Below are 22276 nucleotides of genomic sequence, written 5' to 3' on the forward strand. Positions count from 1 at the left end.
CGATCGCCGGTGGTGGGAGTTCACCGCCCGTCCGACGGGCCGCTGAACCGGCCGGTCGGCACGGACCCGGGTCCGTGCCGACCGGGTCACCGGCGTTCGTGCCGCCCCCGGCGGAACCGGTGGCCGCGCGGCAGGGCCGGGATCACCTCGGGGCCGGGGCCCCTCCGTCGGCGACGCGGGGGAGGCGTGGTCGCCGCTCCCGTCACCGCGGGGGTCCGCGCCCCGGACACCGGGCCCGGGACGGTCCCCGGCCCGGGGAGGCGAAGAGAGACGGACACCGACGCCGGCGTCGTCCCGGACACCGGGCCCGGGATGCCCCGGGAGGCGCCGGGCCCGGGAGCGGCGCCGCGCCGCTCGCGGGGGCCCCGCAACCGGCCGGGCAGCACCCCCACGATCACCCCCGCGCACGCCCCCGCCCCCGTCGCCACCACGAGGGAGGGCGAGGTCGGCGCGGACGCCGGTCGGGCGCCGGCGAGCGGCAGGGGCGCGGGGACCGCCCCGCCGGTCTCCGGGGCGGCGAGTTCGGCACCGTGCGCCACCAGCGCGCCCGCCACGGCGTCGGCCGTCCCGGCCGCCCGGACGGGGTCGGTGTCGGTGGCGGTGATCTCGACCACCGGGGCGTCCGGGGAGGTCGCCGAGCGGACGCGTCCGCGCAGTTCGGCCACCGGTACGCCGAGGGTCGCGGCGGCCCGCTCCAGCACCACCGGCTCGACCGCGAGCCGACCGTGGATCCGGGCCATGCCGACGGCCCGGGCGTGGTCCCCGGACTCCCCCACGGGCACCACCACGTGGGCGCGGGAGGTGTAGCGGGGTTCGGATAGCAGGGACCAGCCGGCACCGAGCAGCGCGCCGGCGAGCAGGCAGGCCATCGGCAGCCGGGCCGCGGCGACGACCCCGCCGCCGCGGCGGACGGCGGGGGTCTTCCCGGCGGCGGCGGCGCCGGCATCGGTGAAGGCGGTGGCGGTCCCATCGACCCCGGCCCCGGCAGGGACCCCGGCGTCGACCGCGACCGGTGCGGACGGGGCACCCCCGTCGGCGGGGGCGAGGTCCGAACCGGCGGGAGGAAACGCCCCGCCTGCGACCGCGGAGGCCGGACGACACCCCGCCCCCGGAGGATGTTCAAGGTGGCCCGGAGCGGCGCCGGCGGCGGGTGGGGCGATGGCCCCGGAGGACTCCGACACGGCGGGTTCACGCCCCTCGGCGGTGATCGCGAACGGTGCCGCCCCGGAGGCCGGGGCACCGGCGGAGCCGACCGGGACGGGTGTTCCGGCCGACTCACCGACGCGCGGTGGGATGTCCGCCGCCGTGGTCCCGGAATCCGTCTCCGGGGCGGCGCCGGTGGGGCGTGCCGAGCGGCGGAGCACCCGTCGGAGGCCGGTGCCCCGCCCGGGGGTCGCGCGACGTCGGAAGAGGCGGCGGGGACGCGGGGTGGGTTCGGCCCCGTCGGCCGCCGCCCCTTCATCGGCCATCGCCCCCTCATCGGCCGCCGTCCCGTCGTCGGAACGGATCTCCTCGGTCCGGCCGGCTCCGCCGGAGGTGCCGGGGGTGTGCTGCGTGGGGTGTGTCATCTTCTCTCCCATGGCGTCGGTCGGTCCCGTTCGGCGGGCCGGTCATTCGATTCCCCCGCTCCACCCCGCCCCGACACGCACCCCGGCATCCGCTCCGGCGCCCGCCCCGGCGCGTGGCGGACCCGCGCGCCCATCGCGAGCGCCCGGTACAGGTCCAGGTGTCGCCGCGCCACCACCACCGGGTCGTAACGCCCACCGGGGCGCAGCACCTCCGGCACCGGCAGCCGGGCCGGCGGCCCGTCCGCCGTGATCTCCCACAGCGCCCGCGCCAGTTCCGGTGCCCGGGAGGCGACCCGACGCGCCCCCGGCACCGCTCCCGGCGGGAGTTCCGTGATCGCCGGACAGTCGGCGTACAGCACCGGCAGGCCCGCCGCCACCGCCTCGAGCACCGCCAGGCCGAAGGTCTCAGCCGGGGAGGGCGAGACCAGGACGTCGGCGGCGGCGAGCAGTTCGGCCGCCGGGAGGCTGCCGGGCAGCAGCACCCGATCCGCCACCCCGAGGTCGGCGGCCAACCGGCGCAGCCGGTCCCGCTCGGGCCCCTCCCCCGCCAGCACCAGCAGCGGCACCGGCGCCCCACCGGGCGCGGCCCGGTCGGCGTCGGCCGGGGCCGCCGTCAGGGCCAGGGCCCGCACCAGGGTTCCGAACCGCTTGCCCGGCACCAGCCGACCCAGGCCCGCCACCAGCGGCGTCCCCTCCGGCACGCCCCAGCCGGCCCGGACCCGCCGGCGGACCGCCGGGTCGGGCCGCAGTCGCGCGGCGTCCACGCCGTTGGGCACCACCGCGATCCGCCGGGGCGGCACCCCCCAGCGCACCAGCCGGTCGGCCACCACGTCGGAGACGGCGAGGGTGACCGTGCCCAGGCGCTCCCCCGCCAGATACAGGCCGCGCACGCCGGGACCGAGCGGTCGCCGCTCCAGGTCGTGCTCGCCCAGGGAGTGCTCGGTGGCCACCACGGCCCGCACACCGGCGGCCCGGGCGGCGATCCGGCCGTACAGGCACGCCCGGTACAGGTGGGTGTGCACGACGTCGTAGCCACCCGCGCGGATCAGCCGGACGAGGCGGGGCAGGGCCCGCAGGTCACGGTTGCCGGCCATCGGGACGTGGTGCACGGGCACGCCGTCGGCGGCCATCTCGCGGGCCACCGGACCGGGCTCGGTGAGCGTGACCACCTCCTGACCGGGGGGCAGGAGCCCCAGTAGCTCGCGCAGCTGACGTTCGGCACCGCCGACATCGAGACCGGTGATGACGTGCAGCACCCGCACCGTGCCGGGAGCGATGGCGGGGCCGGCCGGGTCGGCGCGCGACACCGGCGCGCGGCGCCCGGCCGGGGCGCCCCTCACGCGGAGTGTCCCGCGCCGACCGGCTCCGCGCGCCGGACCGGACGGCGACGGACCGGGTGCAGCAGGGCCTTGAGCGCCAGGCGCGGCGCGCCGTCCCGCTCCCCCACGTGCACCCGGGGCAGGGCGTAACGCCCGGTCAGTGGGCCGGGGTCGATCGCGCAGGCGTAGTCGTACCCGGCCGCGCGCACGGCGGCCACCTCCCGGGGGCCGACGGCACCGTACGGGTAGCAGAAGCCCGCCGGGGCGCTGCCGGTCGTCGCGCGCAGCGCCTCGCGACTGCCGCGCACCTCCCGGCGCAACTCGTCGGCGTCGAGATCGGGCAGGGAGCGGTGCAGCAGGCCGTGCGAGCCGATCTCCACGCCCGCCCCGGCACAGGCCCGCACGCCCTCCGCGTCCAGCAGGGGCTTGCGCGGCCCCTCGGGGTCCCAGCGGTTGTCGGCGCCGAAGAGGCCGGGCAGGACGTACAGGCTGGCGGTGCAGCCGTGACGGCGCAGCAGCGGCAGCGCGTGTTCGGCGAAGTCGGCGTAACCGTCGTCGAAGGACAGGCCGACCAGACCGACGGAACGGCCCGCCGCGTGGGCCGCGAGGAGTTCCGCGATCGAGACACCGCGCAGTCCGCACCGGCGCAGCAGGGCCAGCTGGTGGTCCAGCCGGGCGGGGGTGACGATGAGCCGGTAGGGGTCGTCCCCGGGAGAGCGCGGGTACGTGACGGAGTGGTACATCAGCACCCGCAGGGGCGCGGCGGAACGGCGGGACCCGGGTGAGGCGCCGGTGGCGGGGACGCGGGCGGGGAACGACAGGGGCGGGATCATCGGTCGCGGCTCGCTTTCGGGGAGGGGCCGAGGGACGGCACCCGCCCGGGGCGGGTGCCGGACCACCGGTGAACGGCGGGCGGGAGGGGCGGAGGGCACCGGAAACGCGGGAGGGACCGTGGGCGAGGAGGTGACCGGCGTCGGACCGGGACGGGGCTGATCGCCCGTGCCCGCCGGACGGGGCGCGCCCATCGGGCGGGGCGGGGCGGCGCCGGGACGGCCCGGGTCCCCGGTCCCGAACGGCCCGCACGACACCGGGACGGCTCCGGTGCCGGTATGCGGCCGGGGCGCTCCGGGTGGGCCCGGCCCGACGACGGAACGCCCCGGCGGCACCGCCCCGGCCCGATCGGGGGGAACACCGGGACCGGGGGGACCGGGGACACCGGGGGGACCGGGGGGAATGAGGTCCCCGGTCCCGAACGGCCCACACGTCGCGGTGGGCCGACCGGCGGAAGCGGAGGCGGAACCGTCACCGGAGGGGTCCGGGGCACCGGCGGCGGCGGCACCGGCGGGACCGTTCCCACCTTCCGACCCATCGGGGCGTCCCCGACGGGCCCGCAGCGCCGCCGGAACCCCGCGCGCGCCGGGCACTCCGACCACGACACACACCGCCGCGAAGACGACCGCGCAGACCAACCCGCCCGTCGCGGCACCGAGCGCGGCGGCGGCCGGTCCCGCCGGTAGGAGGCCCGCCACGGCGTCGGCCGCCGATCGGGCCGCCGCGCCGGCCGGCAGGGCGGCGATCGTGAGCCGGGCCAGGTCCGCCAGTACCCGCCCCGGGCGGGTCGGCACCACCCGGAACCGGCCGCCGCACAGCATCAGCAGCGCCGTCACCGCGACTCCCAGCACGTTGGCCGCCGCGATACCGGGGGCGCCCCACCGATCGACGGCCGCCACGCCGGCCACCACCGTGACCGCCAGTCCCGCGCACATCACCGCGAAGGGATACCAGCCCGGCCGCCCCGCGGCGCAGTAGGGCCGGATGAGCGCCCCGACCAGGGTGTGGCCGAGGAGTCCGAGGGCGTAGACGCGCAGCACGTCGGCGGTGGCCGCGCCGGCCGCCGCGTCGAAGGCACCCTGTTCGAACAACAGACGGACCAGTTCCGGCGCGCAGGAGACCATCCAGGCGGTGCCGAGCAGGACGACCGCGCCGGCGAGCAGCAGGTCGCGCTCGACCCGGTCGCGGGCCCGTCCGAGGTCGCCGTCGGCCATCGCCCGGGCGACCAGGGGAAGCGTGACGGTGCAGATCATCAGGGCCGCGACCATCGGCAGCTGGCCGATCTTCTGTGCGTAGTTCAGGTGCGAGATGGCACCGGCGGGGAGGTCGGAGGCGAGATTCCGCTCGATCAGCACCTGGGACTGTCGGGCGAGTGCGAACAGCGCGACGGGCAGCACCACCGCGAACGTCATCGTTCCCGCGCCGTCCGGGGCCCGCGAACCCCGCGCGTCCCCCGGTTCACCCGGCTTCCCCGGCCCCTCCGGTCCCGGCACGTTCCGCTCGCGCAGGCGCCGCAGGACGAAGGGCAGTTGCACCAGTGCCATGAGGACCCCGCCCGCCGCGACGCCCACGGCCGCCGCCCGGATGCCCCACGCACCGTTCAGGGCGAGGGCGCAGACGACGATGCCGACGTTGTACACCGCGTACACGGCGGCCGGTGGGGCGAAGCTGCGGTGGGCGCGCAGCAGGGCGCTGAAGTAGCCGGCGACGCCGAAGGCGAGCACGGTGACGGCCGTCAGCCGGGTGCAGGCGATGGCGGCGGTCGGGTCGGCGAGACCCGGCGCCAGCAGGCGCACCACCAGCGGGGCGGCCAGGGCCGGGACGGCCGCCGCCGCGGCCAGCAGGAGCGCCAGTCGGGGAAGGGTCGCGGCGACCAGGGCCCGGACCGGGTCCGGTCCGCCCGCGGCCCCGCCGGGGAGGTCGGGGGTGCCGGGGACCCGCCGGGCGGCACGGTGGGCCAGGGCCAGGCTGAAGGCGGGGACGAGCACCAACGCCATGGCGTCCTCGATGAGGAGCGTGGAGGCGAACTCGGGAATCGTCCAGGCGACCAGGAAGGCGTCGGTCTCGTCCCCGGCGCCGTACAGACCCGCGATGGTCCGGTCACGGAGCAGGCCCAGCAGGGCGCCGGCGGCCAGCAGCAGACCGGTGACGCCCGCGGCCCGGGCGACGAACCGGTCCTCCCGGCCCGGGCCGGTGCCGGGCCCCGCTTCGCCTCCCGGCCCGCGCCCGCTCGCGCCGGAAGCACCGGGGGCGCCGCTCGTCCCGGCTCCGGTCCCGGTGCCCGGTCCGCTCACCGCCGCGCCCCGGTGTCCCCGACCCCCGTGGCGGACTCCGGCGCCAGCGCCCACCAGGCCGCCAGGCCGAAGGCCAGGCCGGTCACCACGGTGGTGGGTCCGCCGATGTCCGCGTACAGGAAGTTGACCAGTTGCCAGAGCAACAACCCCGTGGCGGCCAGACCGAGCCGACGGGACGGTCCCGGCGGGACGATCCGCAACCGCCGCAGGCAGCCCACCAGGAGGACCGCCCACGCGCCGAACGTCGCGGTCGCCCCCAGTAGGCCCTGTTCGGCCAGGACCAGCAGGTACATGTTGTGCGGGGAGAGCAACTGCTGCCGCTCGAACTCCCACCCCGCGCCACCGGTGTCGCTGCCGGAGGACAGCGCGACGGAGGCCGCCGCGTCCCGGTGATCGGCGAAACCGCGCGGCCCGACGCCGGTCCACGGCTCCTCTCGCCACATGGTCAGGGCCGCGTCCCACAGCGCGTACCGGTCGATCACCGACTGGTCGGGGGTGTCGGTGACACGAACGATGCTGGTGAGCCGGTCGGCGACCTGCCCGGAGCCGGCGGCGGCCAGGCCGACCGCGAGCACGCTCCCGCAGGCCAGCAGGAGCAGGACGCGCCGCGAGAGTCGCCCGGCGAGCAGCAGCATCGCCGCGCAGGCGACGGCCGTGGCGATCCACGCCCCACGGCTGAAGGACACCACCAGCGGCACCAGCAGCGCCACCGCGCACAGGGGCGCGGCGAGCGAACGCGTGAGCGCCCGGGGCGTGCGCGTTCGTCGGGCGTCGGGAGCGCGCGGTGGCCCGCCGAGCGCGAACGCGACGGCGACCACCATCCCGGCCGCCACCACGCCCGCCATGCCCATCACGTTCTGCGGGCCATAGGTGCCCACCGCCCGGATGTCCTCGCCCATATACGAGGCGCCGGTTCCGGTGAGGTACTGGATCGTGCCCACCGTTCCCTGGACCACGGCGGGCAGCAGGAGCAGTGCGGCGGCCCACCGGGCCGGGCCCGGCGCGCGCAGCGCCACCAGCAGCGCCAGGGGGATCAGGACGAACACCTGGAGGTGTCGGGCGAATCCGGGGACGGCGGCGAGCGGGTCGCCGGCCGCGACGGTCACCACCGCGCAGGCCACCGCCGGGACGGCCACGACGAGCAGGACCCGGGGCGAGAGCCGCTCCGCCCCGGCGGGCCGGGGCCGCAGCAGGAGCGGCACGCAACACAGCACCAGGAACAGAGAGGCGAGGTCGGCGACCCCGGTGGCGGCGGCGCCGGGCAACGGCAGAGGGACCGGCACCGCGAGCAGCAGCGTGACGGCGGCCATCGGGACGAGGACCGGAGCGCGCCGAATCGCCTCCGCCACACTCCGCGTCCGGGCACGTGGCCCGGCGGGGTGGGGACGGCCCGGCCGGTCACCCGGGGCGGCGCCCCGTTCCCCCGCCGGGCCGGGGACGGAAAGGACGGGCCCGGGTGGGGAGCCGCCGGACACCGCGACGGCTGCCCCGGCGGTCGTCCGACCGGAGCGGACCGCCGCCTCCGCGCCGCCGCAGGCCGTGGCGACGGAAACGGGACGAATCACCGTCCCCGCCCCGAACGGGGAACCGGCGGACCCGACAGCCGAGGGGAGGGTGACACCCCCCGCGTCTCCATAAACCCCGGCGGCGGACACCGTGGTGAGGGGAACCCCGCACACCGCCGTCCCCGCCCCGAGCGGGGAACCGGCGAACCCGACAGTCGGGGAAAGGGTGACACCCCCCGTGCCTCCGGGCGTCCCGGCGGGTGGAACCGCATGGACCATCTCCCCCGACGAATCGGCGGACCCGGCGGTCGGAAGGGGCGTATTGGAAGCGGAACCCGCCGACGCCCGGTCACCCGCCCCGGCCGACCGAACGGCCGCCGGGTCCGGGGAGAGGGCGGCGCCGGCGGGACGGACCATTACGACGGGAACCGGACGGTCCGCCTCACCCGCCTCACCCATCGAGCCCGACGCCGCCGCGCCGCCGGCGACCGGGGAGAGGGCGGCGCCGGCGGGTACCGGGGCGGTGGAAGCCGGACCGACCGTCGCCCCCACCGTTCCCGCCACCTCCGACGAAGCGCCGGTCCCGACGGCACCGGCGGCCGGGAGGGTGGGTCGGGGGCCCGCGCCGCCGGGGACGAGCCCGGCCGAAACCGGCCGGAACGGTACCCGGGCCCCCGTACCGGTTCCCCGGTCGGTGACCGGGGTCGCCTTCCGGCGCCCGACGGTGCCCCGCATGATCGGGGCGGGGTCGATGGAACGGAGGACCTCGGCGGCCCGGGCGGGCCCGGTGGAGCCGGCGATCAACCGACGCAGGACACGACGCACCATCAGGCTCCCTTGCAGCGCACGCACTCGGCGGCGGTCCGGGCGAGGATCCGCAGATCCCGCCAGAACGACCAGGTGTCGATGTAGTGGTTGTCGAAGCGGACGCGGTCCTCGATGGAGGTGTCCCCGCGCAGGCCGCTGGTCTGTGCGAGTCCGGTGAGGCCGACCGGCATCCGGTGGCGCTCGGCGTAGCCCGGGTACACCTGTCCGAACCGCTCGACGAAGTGCGGACGTTCGGGGCGCGGCCCGACCAGGCTCATCTCGCCACGCAGCACGTCCCACAACTGCGGGAGTTCGTCCAGCGAGGTGCGGCGCAGGGCCCGCCCCACCCGGCTCATCCGCCGGTCGTCGGCGATGGACCAGCGGGTGGCGGCCTCCCGGTCGTCGTTCGGTCGGAGAGTGCGGAACTTGTGGATGACGAACGGCCGACCGTCCCGGCCCACCCGTTCCTGACGGAAGATCACACCGGGTCCGTCGGCCAGCCGCACGGCCAGCGCGCAACCGGCCAACAGCGGCGCGCCGAGGACCAGACCGGTGGCGGCGCCGACCACGTCCACCGCCCTTTTGGCGGCGCCCGCCACCCGGCGACGCGGCGGGGGGTCGAGGCGGCGGCAGGGGTGACCCCACAGGTGCGCGCCGCGCACAGCGGTGCCGCCGGGTTCGGCGAGAGCGGGGCGACGCAGGGCGGGATCGGCCTCCACCAGCCAGGCGACGCCACCGCGTTCCCAGAGTCGGCGCAGCAGCGCCGCGTCACCGGGGCCGGCCGGGTGGTGGGTGAACAGCGCGTCGACGGGGCCGTGCCGCCCGATGAGCCGGTCCAACTCCCGGGGCACGGGCGGCACGACGGGGAGTTCGCCCGGGTCGACGGCCGGTCGTGAAAGCGGGCCCGGGGCACCGCGCGCCGACGCCCCTCCGGCACTACCCGTCCCACCCGTCCCACCGGCCGGTCCGGCGGGCCCGGCCGACCCGGCCGACCCGGCCGGGGGTGGGCCGGGTTCCCCCGCGACCACCCGGGCCACGGGCCGCAGGCCGTACTCGGGGTGTTCGCGCAGCACGGCGGCGATCCGTCGACCCGGTCGACCGGCGCCGATCACCACGGTCGGGCGGGGTGCCCGACGTGCCCGCCGGCTCCGGGCACGCAGCACGGCGGCCCGTCCCGCCCAGGCCAGGACCGTGTGGACGGCGATCAGGGCCGGCAGCGCCGGGGCGGCGCCGGCGCCCGTCCCGGGCCGGCTCATCGGTGGCTTCCCCCCGGGGTTCGCCCCGGGCTTCGTCGGGCGGCCCATCGGGTGACTCATCGGTGGGGTCGCGACCGCCGTGCCCGGTGGGCGGGGGGCGGTGGGCAGGGGCGGCGGTGGGCTCTCGGTGGTCATCGCCCGCCCGCCTCGCCGTCCGCCACCGGAGGGGTCTGCCCGGCCCGGACGGTCGGGTGGGGGCCCGGGGGGAGCCGGCCCGGTACGACGCCGCGGGGCCGGCGCAGGAACACCCGGGCGCCGGCCGGCAGGCCGGGACGGCCCCCGATACCCCCCGGCCCGACCGGTCCGACCGGTGGCGCCGGGTTGTTCCCCGCCCCGGTGACGGCGCCCGGTCGGGTGACAGCGCCCGGTCCGGCTCCGGCTCCGGTCTCCGGACCCCGACCGGCGGAGCCGGGAACGACGCCACCCGCCCGGCCGTGCGAAACCGGGACCGGAAGCGAGGCCGGAACCGGGGCCGGGAGGACGACGGGGTCGGGCGCGCCCGACCCGTCACCGCCGTCGGTCGGGTCCGTGCCGGGGGCCGGGAGGTCCGGCAGGAGCGTGCGGTACAGCTCGCGCACCGCCGCCGCCGTGCCCCGCAGGTCGTGATCGCGGCGGACCCGGCGACGGGCCGCGACGCCGAGGGCGACGCGCGCCGCCGGGTCGGCCAGCAGGCCGACCGTCGCCGAGGCCAGCGCCCGGGGGTCGCCCGGCGGCACCAGGCAGCTCGCGAGGTGTTCCTCCGGCAGGCACTCGCGGGCCCCGGCGACGTCGGTGAGCAGCACCGGCCGGCCGCAGGCCATGGCCTCCAGCGGGGTCAGCGCCATGCCCTCCCAACGGGAGGGCTGGACGACCAGGTCGGCGGCGGCGTACCAGGGACGGGGATCGTCCACGGCTCCGGCGAACAGGACGCCGCGCGGGGCCGCGATCCGCAGCGCCTCGCCCGCCGGGCCGTCACCGACCAGCACCAGGCGGGCACCGGGAAGCCGACGCGACACCCTCGGCCAGGCCCGCAGGAGCACGTCCTGACCCTTCTGTCGGGACAGCCGACCCACGCACACCACCAGGGGGGCGCGCGGGGGGACTGCGTGGACGGCGTGCAGTCCGGCGCGAACCCCGCGTCGCGCGGCGGAGTCCAGGGGTGTGAAGTGGGCGGTGTCCACGCCGTTGGGGATCACCGCTCCGTCCGCGACCACTCCGGCGTCCAGGCCGGCGGCGCGTTCCCGCTCGCTGACCCACAGCAGTCGGTGGGTCCACCGCACGGCGTGCCGCTCCCAGCGCGCGGCGACGGGGCGCAGCGGCCCGGCGGCCTCGAAGGACCACGCGTGCGGTTGGAAGACGGTGGGGTACCGGCCGCGCAGGGCGAGCCGACCGGCCAGGCCGGCCTTCGCGCTGTGCAGGTGGATCAACCGGGGGGAGAGTGCCTCGACGGCCCGGAGCACGCCGGCGGTCTCGCGGGCCAGGCCGGGTCCGGGCTCGCGCCCGGCGGGCCAGGGCAGCACGGTCGCGCCGAGTGCCCGGGCGGTCGGCGCGAGCGGGCCGGTGGGGGGACACAGGAGGGCGGGCCGCAGTCCGCCGGCGACCTGGTCGCGCAACAGGTCCAGGACGACGCGCGCGACACCCCCGGTGGTGGGCTGCACGACGTGCAGGACGACGGGCATCGCGGACACGGGAGGGCACGGGCGCTCCCGCCGATGGGTGGGTGGACGCGGATCGGGGTGGGGTGAGGAGTACCGCATGTCGGGGACGGGACCTTCCGTGCCGGGCCGGCTCAGCGGCGGTTCTCGGTCTCGACCTGCAGGAAGACCGCGCCCAGGTGGTAGCGGTCGCCGCGACCGGCGAAACGCGGGGACAGCCGGTTGGCGCCGTCCCCGAGGGCGGGTCCGAGGTCGAGGAGGTTGGAGTCGTAGCCGAGGGTGTTGCGGTGCGCCGGTTCACGAGCGGTGACGTGGCGTCCGAGATCGGCGATGGTGGAGTTCATGACGTCGTCGGCGGGCGAGGTCGCGTCGCCGAGGGCGACCGCCGGGCGGAGGTCGGGGGTGACGGTGAGGATGTCCCCGGCTCCCGGGTCGCCGTCGTAGCCGATGACGCCGAGGGTGCCGGTCGCGCCGGCGGGCGCGCGCAGGGAGTCGACGGTGAACGTCAGGTCCCCCTCACCGCGTCGGGCGGTAAGACCGGGCACCCCGGCGAGGCCGGGCGGCGCCGACGGCAGGTCGGCGACGAGGTCGCCGCCGTTCCCACCGACGGTGCCCCAGCCGTCCCACAGCGAGAGGACGCGCAGGGGTTCGTCGGGGTGTTCGTAGAGGACGACGAGGGTCCAGCCGCCCCAGGTGCCGACCGGGGAGTGGCCCATGGCGACGTTGAGCTGGGCGACGGTGTAGGCGCCGGGAGAGGCGTACCGCACGAGGTCGGTGACATCGGCGGAGGCGGTGAAACCGTCGTCGACGGCGGTGGGACGGTGACCGATGACGGTGTCGGCGAGGATTTCCTTGTAGTTCCCGCCGGGCTCGGCGAAGAGTACCCGGGCGTTGTCGGCGGCGGGTTTCCGTTCGCCGGCGAGGAGGTTCCCGCCCCAGTACAGGCGGGCCGTGGTGACCCGTGCGCCGGGGGGAAGTCGGAGGTCGGCGCGGCTGGAGTTGTAGGTGTTCGGATCGTCGTCGACGTCGATGTAGAACATCTCGTAGTCGCCGTTGGTCCCGGCCGCGCCGGCCCGTGCCTCGGGGCAGGGCACGGCGTCGGGGAGGGCCGGCGCGACGCAGGTGATCACCGAGTTCGCGGCACGCGCGATGCCGCCGTGCTGGACCACGCGGTACCGCTCGGTGAAGGGGAGTTCCGGTGCGTCGGGGGCCGCCACGGCGGTGCCGGGGAGGCCGAGGAGGAGCAGGAGCGCGGCCAGGGCGCCGAGCGGAGCGCGGAGTGCGGAGCGGCGGGTCCGGGCCCGGGCCCGGCGTCCCGTCGCCGACCGTCGATCGGGCTCCCACCGTGTTCCGGCGGGTGTTTCCGGAATTCCCTCCGGCGTCGGTCTTCTCATCAGTTCTGTCACCAGTGTCACCAACCCACATAACCAAGGATGATCGGAAATGCCGACGAGTCGGAAAATCGGTACCCGCGGGCCGGGAACGGCCTTTCGACCGGGCGGTACATGACTCTGACAGAAAGTAAATGCCCATTCCCGCACAACTCGCCGACCGAAAATGACCGTACGGAAAGAGGGAAAACAGGAAAAGATGAACACGCTGACTAAATGAACGAATGACAAAAGGGCCGTTCGCGTGACGCCGAACACCCCTCGCGCCCACCCCCGCGTCGCGCACACCCCCGCGCACGCCTCCGAGAGCACCCCGGAGCGAGAACCTCAGGCGCTCGGCGCGCCCGCCGGGGGGTCGGTGAGGCCGAGCCTGAGGTGCTCGGCGTGGTGCAGGGCGTGGTCGAGCAGGTCGGCGACGTGCCGGTCGTACAACGCGTACACCACCGACCGCCCCTGACGGGTGCCGGTGACCAGGCCCAGGTCCCGCAGCAGACGCAGCTGGTGCGAACAGGCGGACTGCTCCATCCCCACCTCGGTTGCCAACTCCGTGGCGGGTAGGGGGCCCTCCCGCAGGCGGGCGAGGATCAACAGCCGGGACGGGGTGGCCAGGGCGCGGAGCGTGGCGGCCACCCGCTCGGCGCCGGCGGCGTCCAGCCGCACGCGCGGCACGGCACCGCCGACACCATCCCGATCACCGGCGACGACTCCATGGCCCATGGGCGACAGGGTACCGGGGAAGCCCACACGGATGAATGAACGAATGAACACATGTTCATTGATTCATGTATGGTGGGGCCGCCCGATCGCCCCGAGCCGAGGAGCGCCCGTGTCCGCACCCCCCGTCGGCCCCTCCGCCGGACCGCCTTCCACCGGCCCGGCCCGCACCCCGGAGCCGGCCACCGACGAACCCGTCATCGGCCCCGCCCGGCGATCGGGCCGGCGCACCGCCCCCCTCGACCTCCCCGAAACCCGGTGGGCCGCCATCGCGCTCGCCCTCTTCCTGCTCGCTCTCCCGCTCCACCTGGCGGGCGCCCCCGGTTGGCTGTGGGGACCGCTCTACGCGGCCGTCTACGTCACCGGCGGATGGGGGCCCGCCCTGGAGGGGCTGCGCGCCCTGCGGGAGAAGACCCTCGACGTCGACCTGCTGATGGTCGTCGCGGCCCTCGGCGCCGCCTCGATCGGTCAGCCCATGGACGGCGCCCTGCTCATCGTGATCTTCGCGTCCTCCGGCGCCCTGGAGGCCATCGCCACCGCCCGCACCGCCGACTCGGTGCGCGGTCTGCTCGACCTCGCCCCCGCCCGCGCCACCCGCCTGCGCCCGCCCGGCGACGGCGGGGAGCGGGTGGAGGAGGAGATCCCCGCGGAGGAGCTGCGCACGGGGGACCTGATCCTGGTCCGTCCCGGCGAACGCCTCGGAGCCGACGGCACCGTGGTGGACGGTGTCGGCGAGGTGGACCAGGCGAGCATCACCGGCGAGCCGCTGCCCGTCGCCAAGGAGCCCGGCGACGAGGTGTTCGCCGGCACCCTCAACGGCTCCGGCGCGCTCACCGTACGGGTGAGCCGCGACCCGGCCGACTCGGTGATCGCGCGCATCGTCGCCATGGTCGAGGAGGCCTCCCGCACCAAGGCACCGACGCAACTGTTCATCGAGCGGATCGAACAGCGCTACAGCGTCGGCATGGTCGCCGCCACCCTGCTCATCTTCACGGTGCCGATGGCCTTCGGCGCCGACTTCTCCTCGGCCCTGCTGCGCGCCATGACCTTCATGATCGTCGCCTCGCCGTGCGCGGTCGTCCTGGCCACCATGCCGCCGTTGCTCTCCGCGATGGCCAACGCCGGCCGACACGGTGTGCTGGTGAAGTCGGCGGTGGTGATGGAGCGACTCGGCCGGGTGGACACCGTGGCCCTGGACAAGACCGGCACCCTGACCGAGGGCACGCCCCGGGTGACCGACGTGCTCCCGCTGCCGGCCGACGAGGGCGGCGGCGGTGACGGCGGTGACGGCCTCGACACCGACGGCCTCCTCGCCCTGGCCGCCGCCGCCGAGTACCCCAGCGAACACCCCATCGGCAGGGCCGTCACCGGGGCCGCCCGGGAGCGCGGCGCGCGCCCGCACACCGCCCGCGACTTCGCCTCCGTTCCCGGCTCCGGCGTGACCGCCCGGGTCGCCGTCAAGGACTCCGGCGAGCGGGGCGGGCACCCCGACCGCGCCGACCACGACGTGCTGGTCGCCGTGGGCAGTCCCCGCCTGCTCGCCGACCTCCCCGTCCCGGTCGCGGCCCCCGCCCGGCGGCTCGTCGCCGACCTGGAGGAACGCGGTCGCACCGCCGTCGTCGTGCTGCGCGACGGCCTGCCGGTGGGCGTGCTCGGCCTCGCCGACCGACTGCGTCCGGACGCCGCCGACGCCGTGGCCGGCCTCGCCGCCCTGACCGGCTCCCGGCCCCTGCTGATCACCGGCGACAACCCCGGCGCCGCCGGCCCGGTGGCCGCCGAGGTCGGTCTCGACCCGGAACGGGACGTGCGGGCCGGACTGCTGCCCGCCGACAAGGTCGCGGCCGTGCGGGAACTGGAGGCGGCCGGACGGCGGGTGATGGTCGTCGGCGACGGCGTCAACGACGCTCCCGCGCTGGCCGCCGCGCACACCGGCGTCGCCATGGGTCGGGCCGGCTCCGACCTGGCCATCGAGACGGCCGACGCGGTCGTGGTGCGCGACGAGTTGGGAGCCGTGCCCACCGCCGTGGCGCTCTCCCGCCGGGCCCGCCGGCTGGTGGTGCAGAACCTGGTGATCGCCGGCCTCTTCATCGTCGCCCTGGTCACCTGGGACCTCGTCGGTCACCTCCCGCTGCCACTCGCCGTCGCCGGTCACGAGGGGTCCACCGTGCTGGTCGCGCTCAACGGGCTGCGTCTGCTGCGGGAGTCGGCCTGGCGGAACGCCCGCCCCGGCCCGGCTCCCGCCCCCCGGAGGCCGGCGGCGGAGCGGGAACCCGCGCCCCGGGGCTGAGCAGCCGGCCGGGATCGAGCCGGCCGTCCGGATTCCCCCGGGCGGCCGGCTCGACACCGACGGGCACCGCGCGTACCGCGCCCCGGCGGGGACGAGCGGGGCGGACCCCGCCCCGGGCCCGTGCGTCCCGGGGCCGACGCGGGGAACCGGCCCCCGCCCCGCTACGCCGTCAGCGCGCGGCGCAGACGCCCGGCCTCGGTGACCAACCGGCTCCCGCCCTTCCGGTCGGCCAGGGGATGCAGCCACCCGTGCTCCCCCCGCGCCCCGCAGGTCTCCACCGCCTCGGCCGCCGCCGCCAGCAGATCGGCCGCGCCGCGCGGGGGCGTGCCGCCCGGGGCGAGCAACGCCGGCAACAACACCGAGAGCACCGCCCACGCCGTCGCCGGGGCACCGGCCGGGACGAGCAGGGCCAGGGCATCGGTGACCCGGTTGACCTTGACCGCCCCGAGCCCGACCAACTCGGCCAGATCGCTCCCCAACCGGGCCGCGTCGAACTCCCCCCGGCCGGCCAGGGCGAGGATCGCGTCCACCGTCGCCAACCGGTCGTCGGGGTGTCGAGCGCTCAGCCCGTAGGCGATCGCCAGGTGCAGGGCGGGCCCGGCCGGGCCCGGCGCCTCGGCCAGCGCGATCAACTGCCGGGTCTCGGGACGGTCGTTCCACAGAGCGGAGTTCTCCAGGTGCTGGATCAGATGAATCGCCACGCCGTCGGGACGGTGGGGCACCAGGGACGCCCAGTGCGAGGCGTGCGAGAGCGCGCAGTGGCACCAGAGGTGGGAACGGCCGGCGGCGGCCGGGCCGGAGAGGTAACCGTCGCCGAGCTCGCCGAGTGACGGCAGGAGTGCCACCGGGTGGGGGAACGGTGGTGACACCATCCGCAGACTCTCGCGCCCCTCCACCACCTCCGCCCTCACCCGCTCGGTCGGGAACGGGGGCAGGCCCGGGCCCTCCAACCATTCGGCGAACCGTGTGCCCTCCGGCGTCCCCACCTCCCGTGCCCGGGCGGCGAGCACCGAGGGGTCGTCGGGGCGGCGTGAGCGCAACAGCGCGACATCCAGGTCGATCGGGACCGCCGACACGCCCTCGTCGCGATACGACCGCAGGCGGTCCAGGAGGACCTCGGGGTCCAGCGCGCCGGACTCGTCGTCGGGCATGGACAACAGAAACGGCGGCACCGAGGTGAGCAGCGCGTACGCGATCTCGACGGTGCGTCGACGGTGGGGCAGGAAGAAGCGGATGTGCCGGCACCTCTCGTACTCCAGCGTCCGCCGGACCTTCAGAATGTCGTCGACCGTGATCCCACCGGCCGCCGCGGCCACCGGAAGCATCAGGTCACCACGGCCGTACTGAAGCCAGTTGGTCCCCTTCAACCACTCCGGGTGGGCCTCCGTGACCGGCGCCAGGGCCGCGACCAGCGCGGCGCGATCCCGATGGGCGAGCCGGACGAGACCGTCCAACACCCACTCGTACCCGAGGGCCGTGCCGCTGCCGCGCAGGTCGGCGGTGAGGGCGGCGTTGAGATCGGCGACGAACTCCTCCGGGGTCCCGGCGGGGGCCGGCAGCGGGAGCGGGGCCCGCGGTTCGGGCAGCGCGTCGATGTGCGAACCCGCCGGCTCGGGGCCGGGGAGAGCGAGGAGGTCGGGCGCGTCTAGGAGTTCGGCCGCCGTGTCCAGCAGACCGGGCCCCAACAACTCGGCGGCGGTGATCAACTCCTCGCACGCCGCCCGATCCGCGTGCCGAACCCGGCGACCGACCACCCTCAGGGCCCGCTCGCGCAGCGCGGTGTCGGTGTGACCGAACACCTCACCGATGGTGGGCAGCAGGAGGGAGACGGTCTCCGGGCGGGCCCGCATCACCGCGTCCAGCAGCGACAACTGCGTCCGGATCAGTTTCTTCTCGGTGCGGAAGAACACCGTCCGGGACGCCTCGGCGAGCCGTTCGACCGGCAGCCGGTCCTTCTCCCACAGGTCGCGCAGCACCTCCTGCGCGTACCCGGCCGCCGGGATCGGCGCGTCGGCGAGCAGACGCGTCCAGTTCCCCATCCGGTCCGCGGCCTCCTCGACGGTGGGCTCCAGCGCGCGCAACAACGCCACGTGGAACCGGACGTCGGGCAGCGTGTGGCCGGCGCGCACCGCCACGGCGAGCGCGGTCCCGATCATGGCCCCTCGATCGAGGAGCCCCTCCCCGGCCAGGTGGGCGAGGGCGCCGGGCCAGGTGTCCAGGGGATGTTCCACCCCGGGAGGGGGCTCGGGGAGGGTGTGCAGGCGGCCGGGGCACTCCCGGGTGTCCAGCAGGACCGGCATCAGGCGCGGGGTCAGCGGATCCTCCCGCAGGAGGGTGAGCAGGTCACCGTGCGGTTCGACGGGGTCGGTGGACCCGGGGTCGGGGTCGGTGGACCCGGCGGCAGGCCCCGGGGTCCCCCGCTCCCGCCGCGCCCGTCGGCGTCGCAGACGGGTCCGCTCGTGCAGCACCCCGTGGACACGCGTGCTCCATCCCGCCACGAACCCCTCGGTGGGGGGCGGTTCCACCCCCGCCGCGTCCGCCAGGCGAATCAGGAGGTCCACCTCCCACGGCTGCAACTCGGAGCGGTCCGCGAACCGTTCCACGACCTTCGCCAGGAACTCCGGCGGCCGACCGGCCAGAACCTCCAGGAACGGTGTCGTGTCCCGCCACTCGAAGAACTCGCCCCGAGCGGCCAACCATGTCGCGCAGGCCACCGCTCCGGTGTGACAACCCGCGCCGGCGAGGTGGGCGGCACGGTGTATCCCCGGCCTCCGCCAACGGTTCTCCCGACGCAGGCGCTTGAGTTCGGGTACCAGGGCGCGGCGCGCCGCGTCGTCGAGGTCGGCCAGCAGCGTCGGTATCTCCCGTTGGGCGGCCTCCTCCACCGCCGACACCAGCGCCGCGGAGGGCTCACCACCCGCCTTGCGCCGCAGCCGGGCCAGGGTCTCCGGGTCGGGGAGGCCGGCGGTGGCCCGGGAATCGGTCCGGCCGGCGGGGCGGTTGATCGTGGGGCTCATCGGGTGCTCCCTGTGGGGTTCCGGGTGGAGTCGGGATGGGGGACACCGGCCGCGCCCCGGCGGCGAACGATGCGGACGGCGAGGGCGTGCTTGCAGGGACCGCGCCGCCCCCGGTGGTCGGCCCACCAGCGGCAGGTGCAACTCGGCACGGGCTCACCGGGGGTGGAACGCACCAGGTGGACGCGCTCCCCCGACCGCACCCGGGCCGTGAACGCCCCGGACGGGTCGAAAGCTGTGACGCCGTCGGGCCCCCCGCCGTTCCCGCCGCCATCGAGGAAGGTCACCGCCCCCTCCGCCACCAGCGCCCGCGCCGACACCAGCCGGGGGTTGTGCCGCTCCACCCGGTCCGCCTCGTACGGCAACTCCCGGTGGAAATAGGCGGCCTCAAAGATGTCGTAACCGACGCGGCCGGCGGTGCCCAGCCGCACCAGCGCGGCCCACACCCGTTCGCGCGACAGCCCCGAGCCCTCGGCGAGTTCCGCCGGGTCCACGCGCGGCTCCCAGGCGAGCAGCACGGCGATCAACTCCGCGTCGGCCGCGGCCTCGTCGCCCGCCAGGGCGTCCAACACCGCGCCCTCACCGCTGAAACCGCGCGCGACGGCGGGTGACAGCAACAGCGTCAGCCGCATCCCGGGCAGCAGCACCTCCCAGGCACCGGCCACCGGCGCGCCGTCCGCCTCCACCGGCGGTCCGTACAGCCGCAGGCCGGTGACGTGCCGCAACACCCGGTGTAGGACGCCGAGTCGGACCGGACCCGGCAGGCAGACCGCACCGGGGGTCGGTCGACTCGAGGGCCGCAGACCGCGACCGGCCGGGACGAACCAGCGGACGGTCCCGTCGGCGCGACCGGCGCGACCGGCGCGCGGCAGCGAGCGCAGGAACCGGACCGCCTCGGTGGCGTCCAACTCGGCCCGCAGGTCGAAACCGGCGGAGATGACCTGGGTCTCGGCGAACCCGCGCAACCAGCGTTCGGGCAGCGGTACCTTCTTCTCGACGACCGCGCCGTCGAGGGTGGTCACGGCCAACTCCTCGGGACCGACGCGCAGATGCATCGGGTCCCCGGCGCCGACCCGGCCGAGGGCGTCCCGCAGCGGGTTGTTGACGTCCACGTTGGTCGTGCCGTGCAGCACCTCGCCGCCGTCCAGGCCGTCGCCGAGGATGTCCAGGCGGGCGTGGACACCGCAGCAGCCGGAGAAGGACTCGAAGCGCAACCGGTCACCGTGCGCGGTGACCACGGGGTCGCGCAACCGGGCGAGATCCGGGCGGTGATGGCGCGCGGCGGCCACGTCGGCCACCGCGAGCAGAGCCGCCGCGGCGGCGGCGGGACGGGTGAGGAAACCGGTGAAGAAGTGCGGTCGCACCGCCGGGCCGGCGGGGGTCAGGCCGCCGGAGGTCTCCAGACCGAGGGTCCCGCCGCACACGGCGGAGGGCCGGGCGTAGGCGTATGCCTGCACGTTGGACGTCATGTCGGGGACGCTAGAACGCCCCTCTGACAACCACCACCGCCGTCCACAACCGGGACCGGGGGAGTCACCGGCCGTGACGCGCGCCGGCCCGCGCGGCCCTCCTCGAACGGCGAACGGCGAACGGCGTCCGTCCGTTCCGCCGGGGCGCCCCGGGCCCTCTCGGCCGAGACGTCGCTCACACGGGAGGATCCCCACCGAACGGGGCCGGCCCGGGGCCGCGAACCGATGAACCGGTGCCCCGGGAGAACCCTCCACCGGGCAAAGCGAAGTGGGCGGCACATGTGTGCCGCCCACTTTTCTCTGTGCGCGAGGGGGGAGTTGAACCCCCACGCCCTTTCGGGCACTGGAACCTGAATCCAGCGCGTCTGCCTATTCCGCCACCCGCGCATTGGGTGTGTCCTCGGGTTCATTCTCCCACATTCCGAGGGGTGCTCCCGCACTTCCCCGGGTTGGCCCGTGAGGGCCTGTGGGCGGCGAACCCGCCGACATTCAGAAGGCTAGCACGGCCCCGGGGGTGCTCTCACACCCGTTTCCCCCGCGCGACCGGCACGACGGGGCGGCCGTCGACGGGCGGGCACCGGACGGAGCGGACGACCCTCCCTACCAGGGGGAACGTCCGGACCGAGGGAAGCGGAGGGACTGCCGGGGCTCCTCGGGCGGGGTGTGGCGGAGCACACTCGCGCCGGGAGGGAAGGTCGATGGAAACGTCGCACGGCGCCCCCGGGTTCGCCGGGATGTGACGAGGGGCGGTGGGTTTCGCCGGTGACGGCGCCGGAGGAGGGCGGCAGGACACGGGGCGTCGGAAGGGGGCGAGGGCGACGACCGCCCCTTGTTCACCGCCCGGGTCCGCGCCATCCACACCGGCCGACCCGTACCCGATTCCCCACGGGAGCCGGGCGGGCCCCGGGCCGGTCACCTCTTCTCCGGGTTCTCCGGGTTCTCCGGGTTTTCCGGGTTCTCCGGGTTTCCCTCCCCGGGCCTTCCCGCACCGTGCGGCCCGCTCCCCGGGGTGCCGCGACCCAACCGGGAACCGGCCCGCGTCGCGCCCCGGAGGGCAACGGATCGCGCCGCGTCGGGGCCCGAGTGCCCGGGCGTGCCCGGAACACCCGCGCGATGCGGGACACTGGGAGCCGCGAGGTTCACCGCGCACCCGCCCCACTCCGAGGAGTCCCGGCCGTCATCCGGCCGGGCACACCCGGAACACGGCGTTCCGCCCGGGAACCATCGCATCCCCCGCCGCGTGGATACGATCAGTAAGCACTACGGATCCCCCGTCGGGGTATCCGTGATCATCGTGACCTGCGATGGCGGTGAGGACGGCGGTCTCCCGGGTAGTCCCCCGGAGGGACCGCCCGGGGAAGCGCCGGGAGTCGAGACCGGGGTTCCGCCCGGAGAAGGAGGTGCACCATGGGACTACTGAAGCGCTTCGAGGAGCGCTTGGAGGGCCTGGTCAACGGCACCTTCGCCAAGGTCTTCAAGTCCGAGGTGCAGCCCGTGGAGATCGCGGGCGCCCTGCAGCGGGAGTGCGACAACAACGCCACGATCTGGAATCGTGACCGCACCGTCGTCCCCAACGACTTCACCGTCGAGCTGAGCCCCGGCGACCACGAGCGACTGGCCCCCTACGCCAACCAGTTGGGCGAGGAACTGGCGGGCATGGTCCGCGAGTACGCCAAGCAGCAGCGCTACACCTTCATGGGGAACATCGCCGTTCGCCTGGAGCGCGCCGAGGGCCTGGACACCGGCCTGTACCGGGTGCGCAGCCGCACCGAGGCGGGCAGTGCCCCCGGCGCGGGGCGGGACGCCCCCGGCCTCCCGCCCCGGCCACCGGCCGGCCCCCCGCCGATGCCTCTTCCCGGCGGCGGCCCACCGGCCCCCGCGTACGCGCCGCAGACCCGCGTCCGGCACTGGGTGGAGGTCAACGGCACCCGCCACCAGATCTCCCGCGCCACCCTGGTGATGGGGCGCAGCACCGAGTCCGACGTGCGGATCGACGACCCCGGCGTCTCCCGCCGGCACTGCGAGATCCAGGTCGGCGAACCGCCCGTCGTGCGCGACCTCGGCTCCACGAACGGCATCGTGGTGGACGGCCGACCCACCAAGCACGCTACGCTCCGCGACGGCTCGCGGATCATCGTGGGCAGTACGACCATCATCTACCGGCAAGCCGAAGGGTGAAGCGGGGGC

12 protein-coding genes and 1 tRNA gene are annotated in these 22276 nt (G+C 76.2%); 2 read left to right on the forward strand and 11 right to left on the reverse strand.

Annotated elements, in window-relative coordinates:
• Window positions 1–86: 86 nt before the first annotated feature.
• The 8 genes from LZF96_RS11000 to LZF96_RS11045 form a co-directional block, all read right to left on the reverse strand.
• Window positions 87–1568, reverse strand: a complete 1482-nt coding sequence (locus LZF96_RS11000) for a hypothetical protein (protein WP_233869550.1) — start codon at window positions 1566–1568, stop codon at window positions 87–89.
• The gene (locus LZF96_RS11005) at window positions 1565–2830 is read right to left on the reverse strand and encodes a glycosyltransferase (RefSeq protein WP_233869698.1); all 1266 of its coding nucleotides are present in this window, start codon (window positions 2828–2830) and stop codon (window positions 1565–1567) included. Before LZF96_RS11005 ends, LZF96_RS11000 begins: the two co-directional genes overlap by 4 nt.
• Before the next feature lie 74 nt (window positions 2831–2904).
• Window positions 2905–6012 (reverse strand): lipid II flippase MurJ, encoded by a 3108-nt coding sequence (locus tag LZF96_RS27005; protein WP_308294183.1) that lies wholly within the window; start codon window positions 6010–6012, stop codon window positions 2905–2907.
• Window positions 6009–7322 carry an O-antigen ligase gene (locus LZF96_RS11025; RefSeq protein ID WP_233869553.1) on the reverse strand — a complete coding sequence of 438 codons (1314 nt, stop codon included), beginning with the start codon at window positions 7320–7322 and terminating at the stop codon, window positions 6009–6011. The genes LZF96_RS27005 and LZF96_RS11025 overlap by 4 nt, the downstream gene beginning before the upstream one ends.
• Before the next feature lie 1022 nt (window positions 7323–8344).
• Entirely contained in the window at window positions 8345–9580 is a 1236-nt protein-coding gene (locus tag LZF96_RS11030; protein ID WP_233869556.1) for a sugar transferase, read from the reverse strand.
• A 131-nt stretch (window positions 9581–9711) separates the two neighbouring features.
• The gene (locus tag LZF96_RS11035; RefSeq protein ID WP_308294184.1) at window positions 9712–11238 is read right to left on the reverse strand and encodes a glycosyltransferase; all 1527 of its coding nucleotides are present in this window, start codon (window positions 11236–11238) and stop codon (window positions 9712–9714) included.
• 110 nt (window positions 11239–11348) lie between these two features.
• Window positions 11349–12608: a DUF3344 domain-containing protein gene (locus tag LZF96_RS11040; protein WP_233869559.1), complete on the reverse strand. Its 1260-nt coding sequence runs from the start codon at window positions 12606–12608 to the stop codon at window positions 11349–11351.
• Window positions 12609–12932: 324 nt separating this feature from the next.
• Window positions 12933–13322 carry a helix-turn-helix transcriptional regulator gene (locus tag LZF96_RS11045; protein WP_233869562.1) on the reverse strand — a complete coding sequence of 130 codons (390 nt, stop codon included), beginning with the start codon at window positions 13320–13322 and terminating at the stop codon, window positions 12933–12935.
• Between the two features lie 196 nt (window positions 13323–13518).
• On the opposite strand from LZF96_RS11045, the gene LZF96_RS11050 reads away from it, so the two are divergent.
• The gene (locus LZF96_RS11050) at window positions 13519–15606 is read left to right on the forward strand and encodes a heavy metal translocating P-type ATPase (protein WP_374203194.1); all 2088 of its coding nucleotides are present in this window, start codon (window positions 13519–13521) and stop codon (window positions 15604–15606) included.
• 161 nt (window positions 15607–15767) lie between these two features.
• On the opposite strand, the gene LZF96_RS11055 is transcribed toward LZF96_RS11050, so the two are convergent.
• The 3 genes from LZF96_RS11055 to LZF96_RS11065 all read right to left on the reverse strand — a co-directional run bounded on the left by LZF96_RS11055 (window position 15768) and on the right by LZF96_RS11065 (window position 20476).
• Complete coding sequence (locus tag LZF96_RS11055; RefSeq protein ID WP_233869568.1) at window positions 15768–18623, reverse strand: DUF6493 family protein; 2856 nt, start codon at window positions 18621–18623, stop codon at window positions 15768–15770.
• Window positions 18620–20089, reverse strand: coding sequence for an SWIM zinc finger family protein (locus LZF96_RS11060; protein ID WP_233869571.1), 1470 nt, complete (start codon window positions 20087–20089; stop codon window positions 18620–18622). The genes LZF96_RS11055 and LZF96_RS11060 overlap by 4 nt, the downstream gene beginning before the upstream one ends.
• Window positions 20090–20392: 303 nt before the next feature.
• Window positions 20393–20476, reverse strand: a tRNA-Leu gene (locus LZF96_RS11065).
• Between the two features lie 1020 nt (window positions 20477–21496).
• Between LZF96_RS11065 and LZF96_RS11070 the strand changes: the two genes are divergently transcribed.
• Window positions 21497–22267 carry a DUF3662 and FHA domain-containing protein gene (locus LZF96_RS11070; protein ID WP_233869574.1) on the forward strand — a complete coding sequence of 257 codons (771 nt, stop codon included), beginning with the start codon at window positions 21497–21499 and terminating at the stop codon, window positions 22265–22267.
• Window positions 22268–22276 lie beyond the last annotated feature (9 nt).

This window comes from Streptomyces sp. ST2-7A (assembly GCF_021390475.1).
GTDB lineage: Bacteria > Actinomycetota > Actinomycetes > Streptomycetales > Streptomycetaceae > Streptomyces.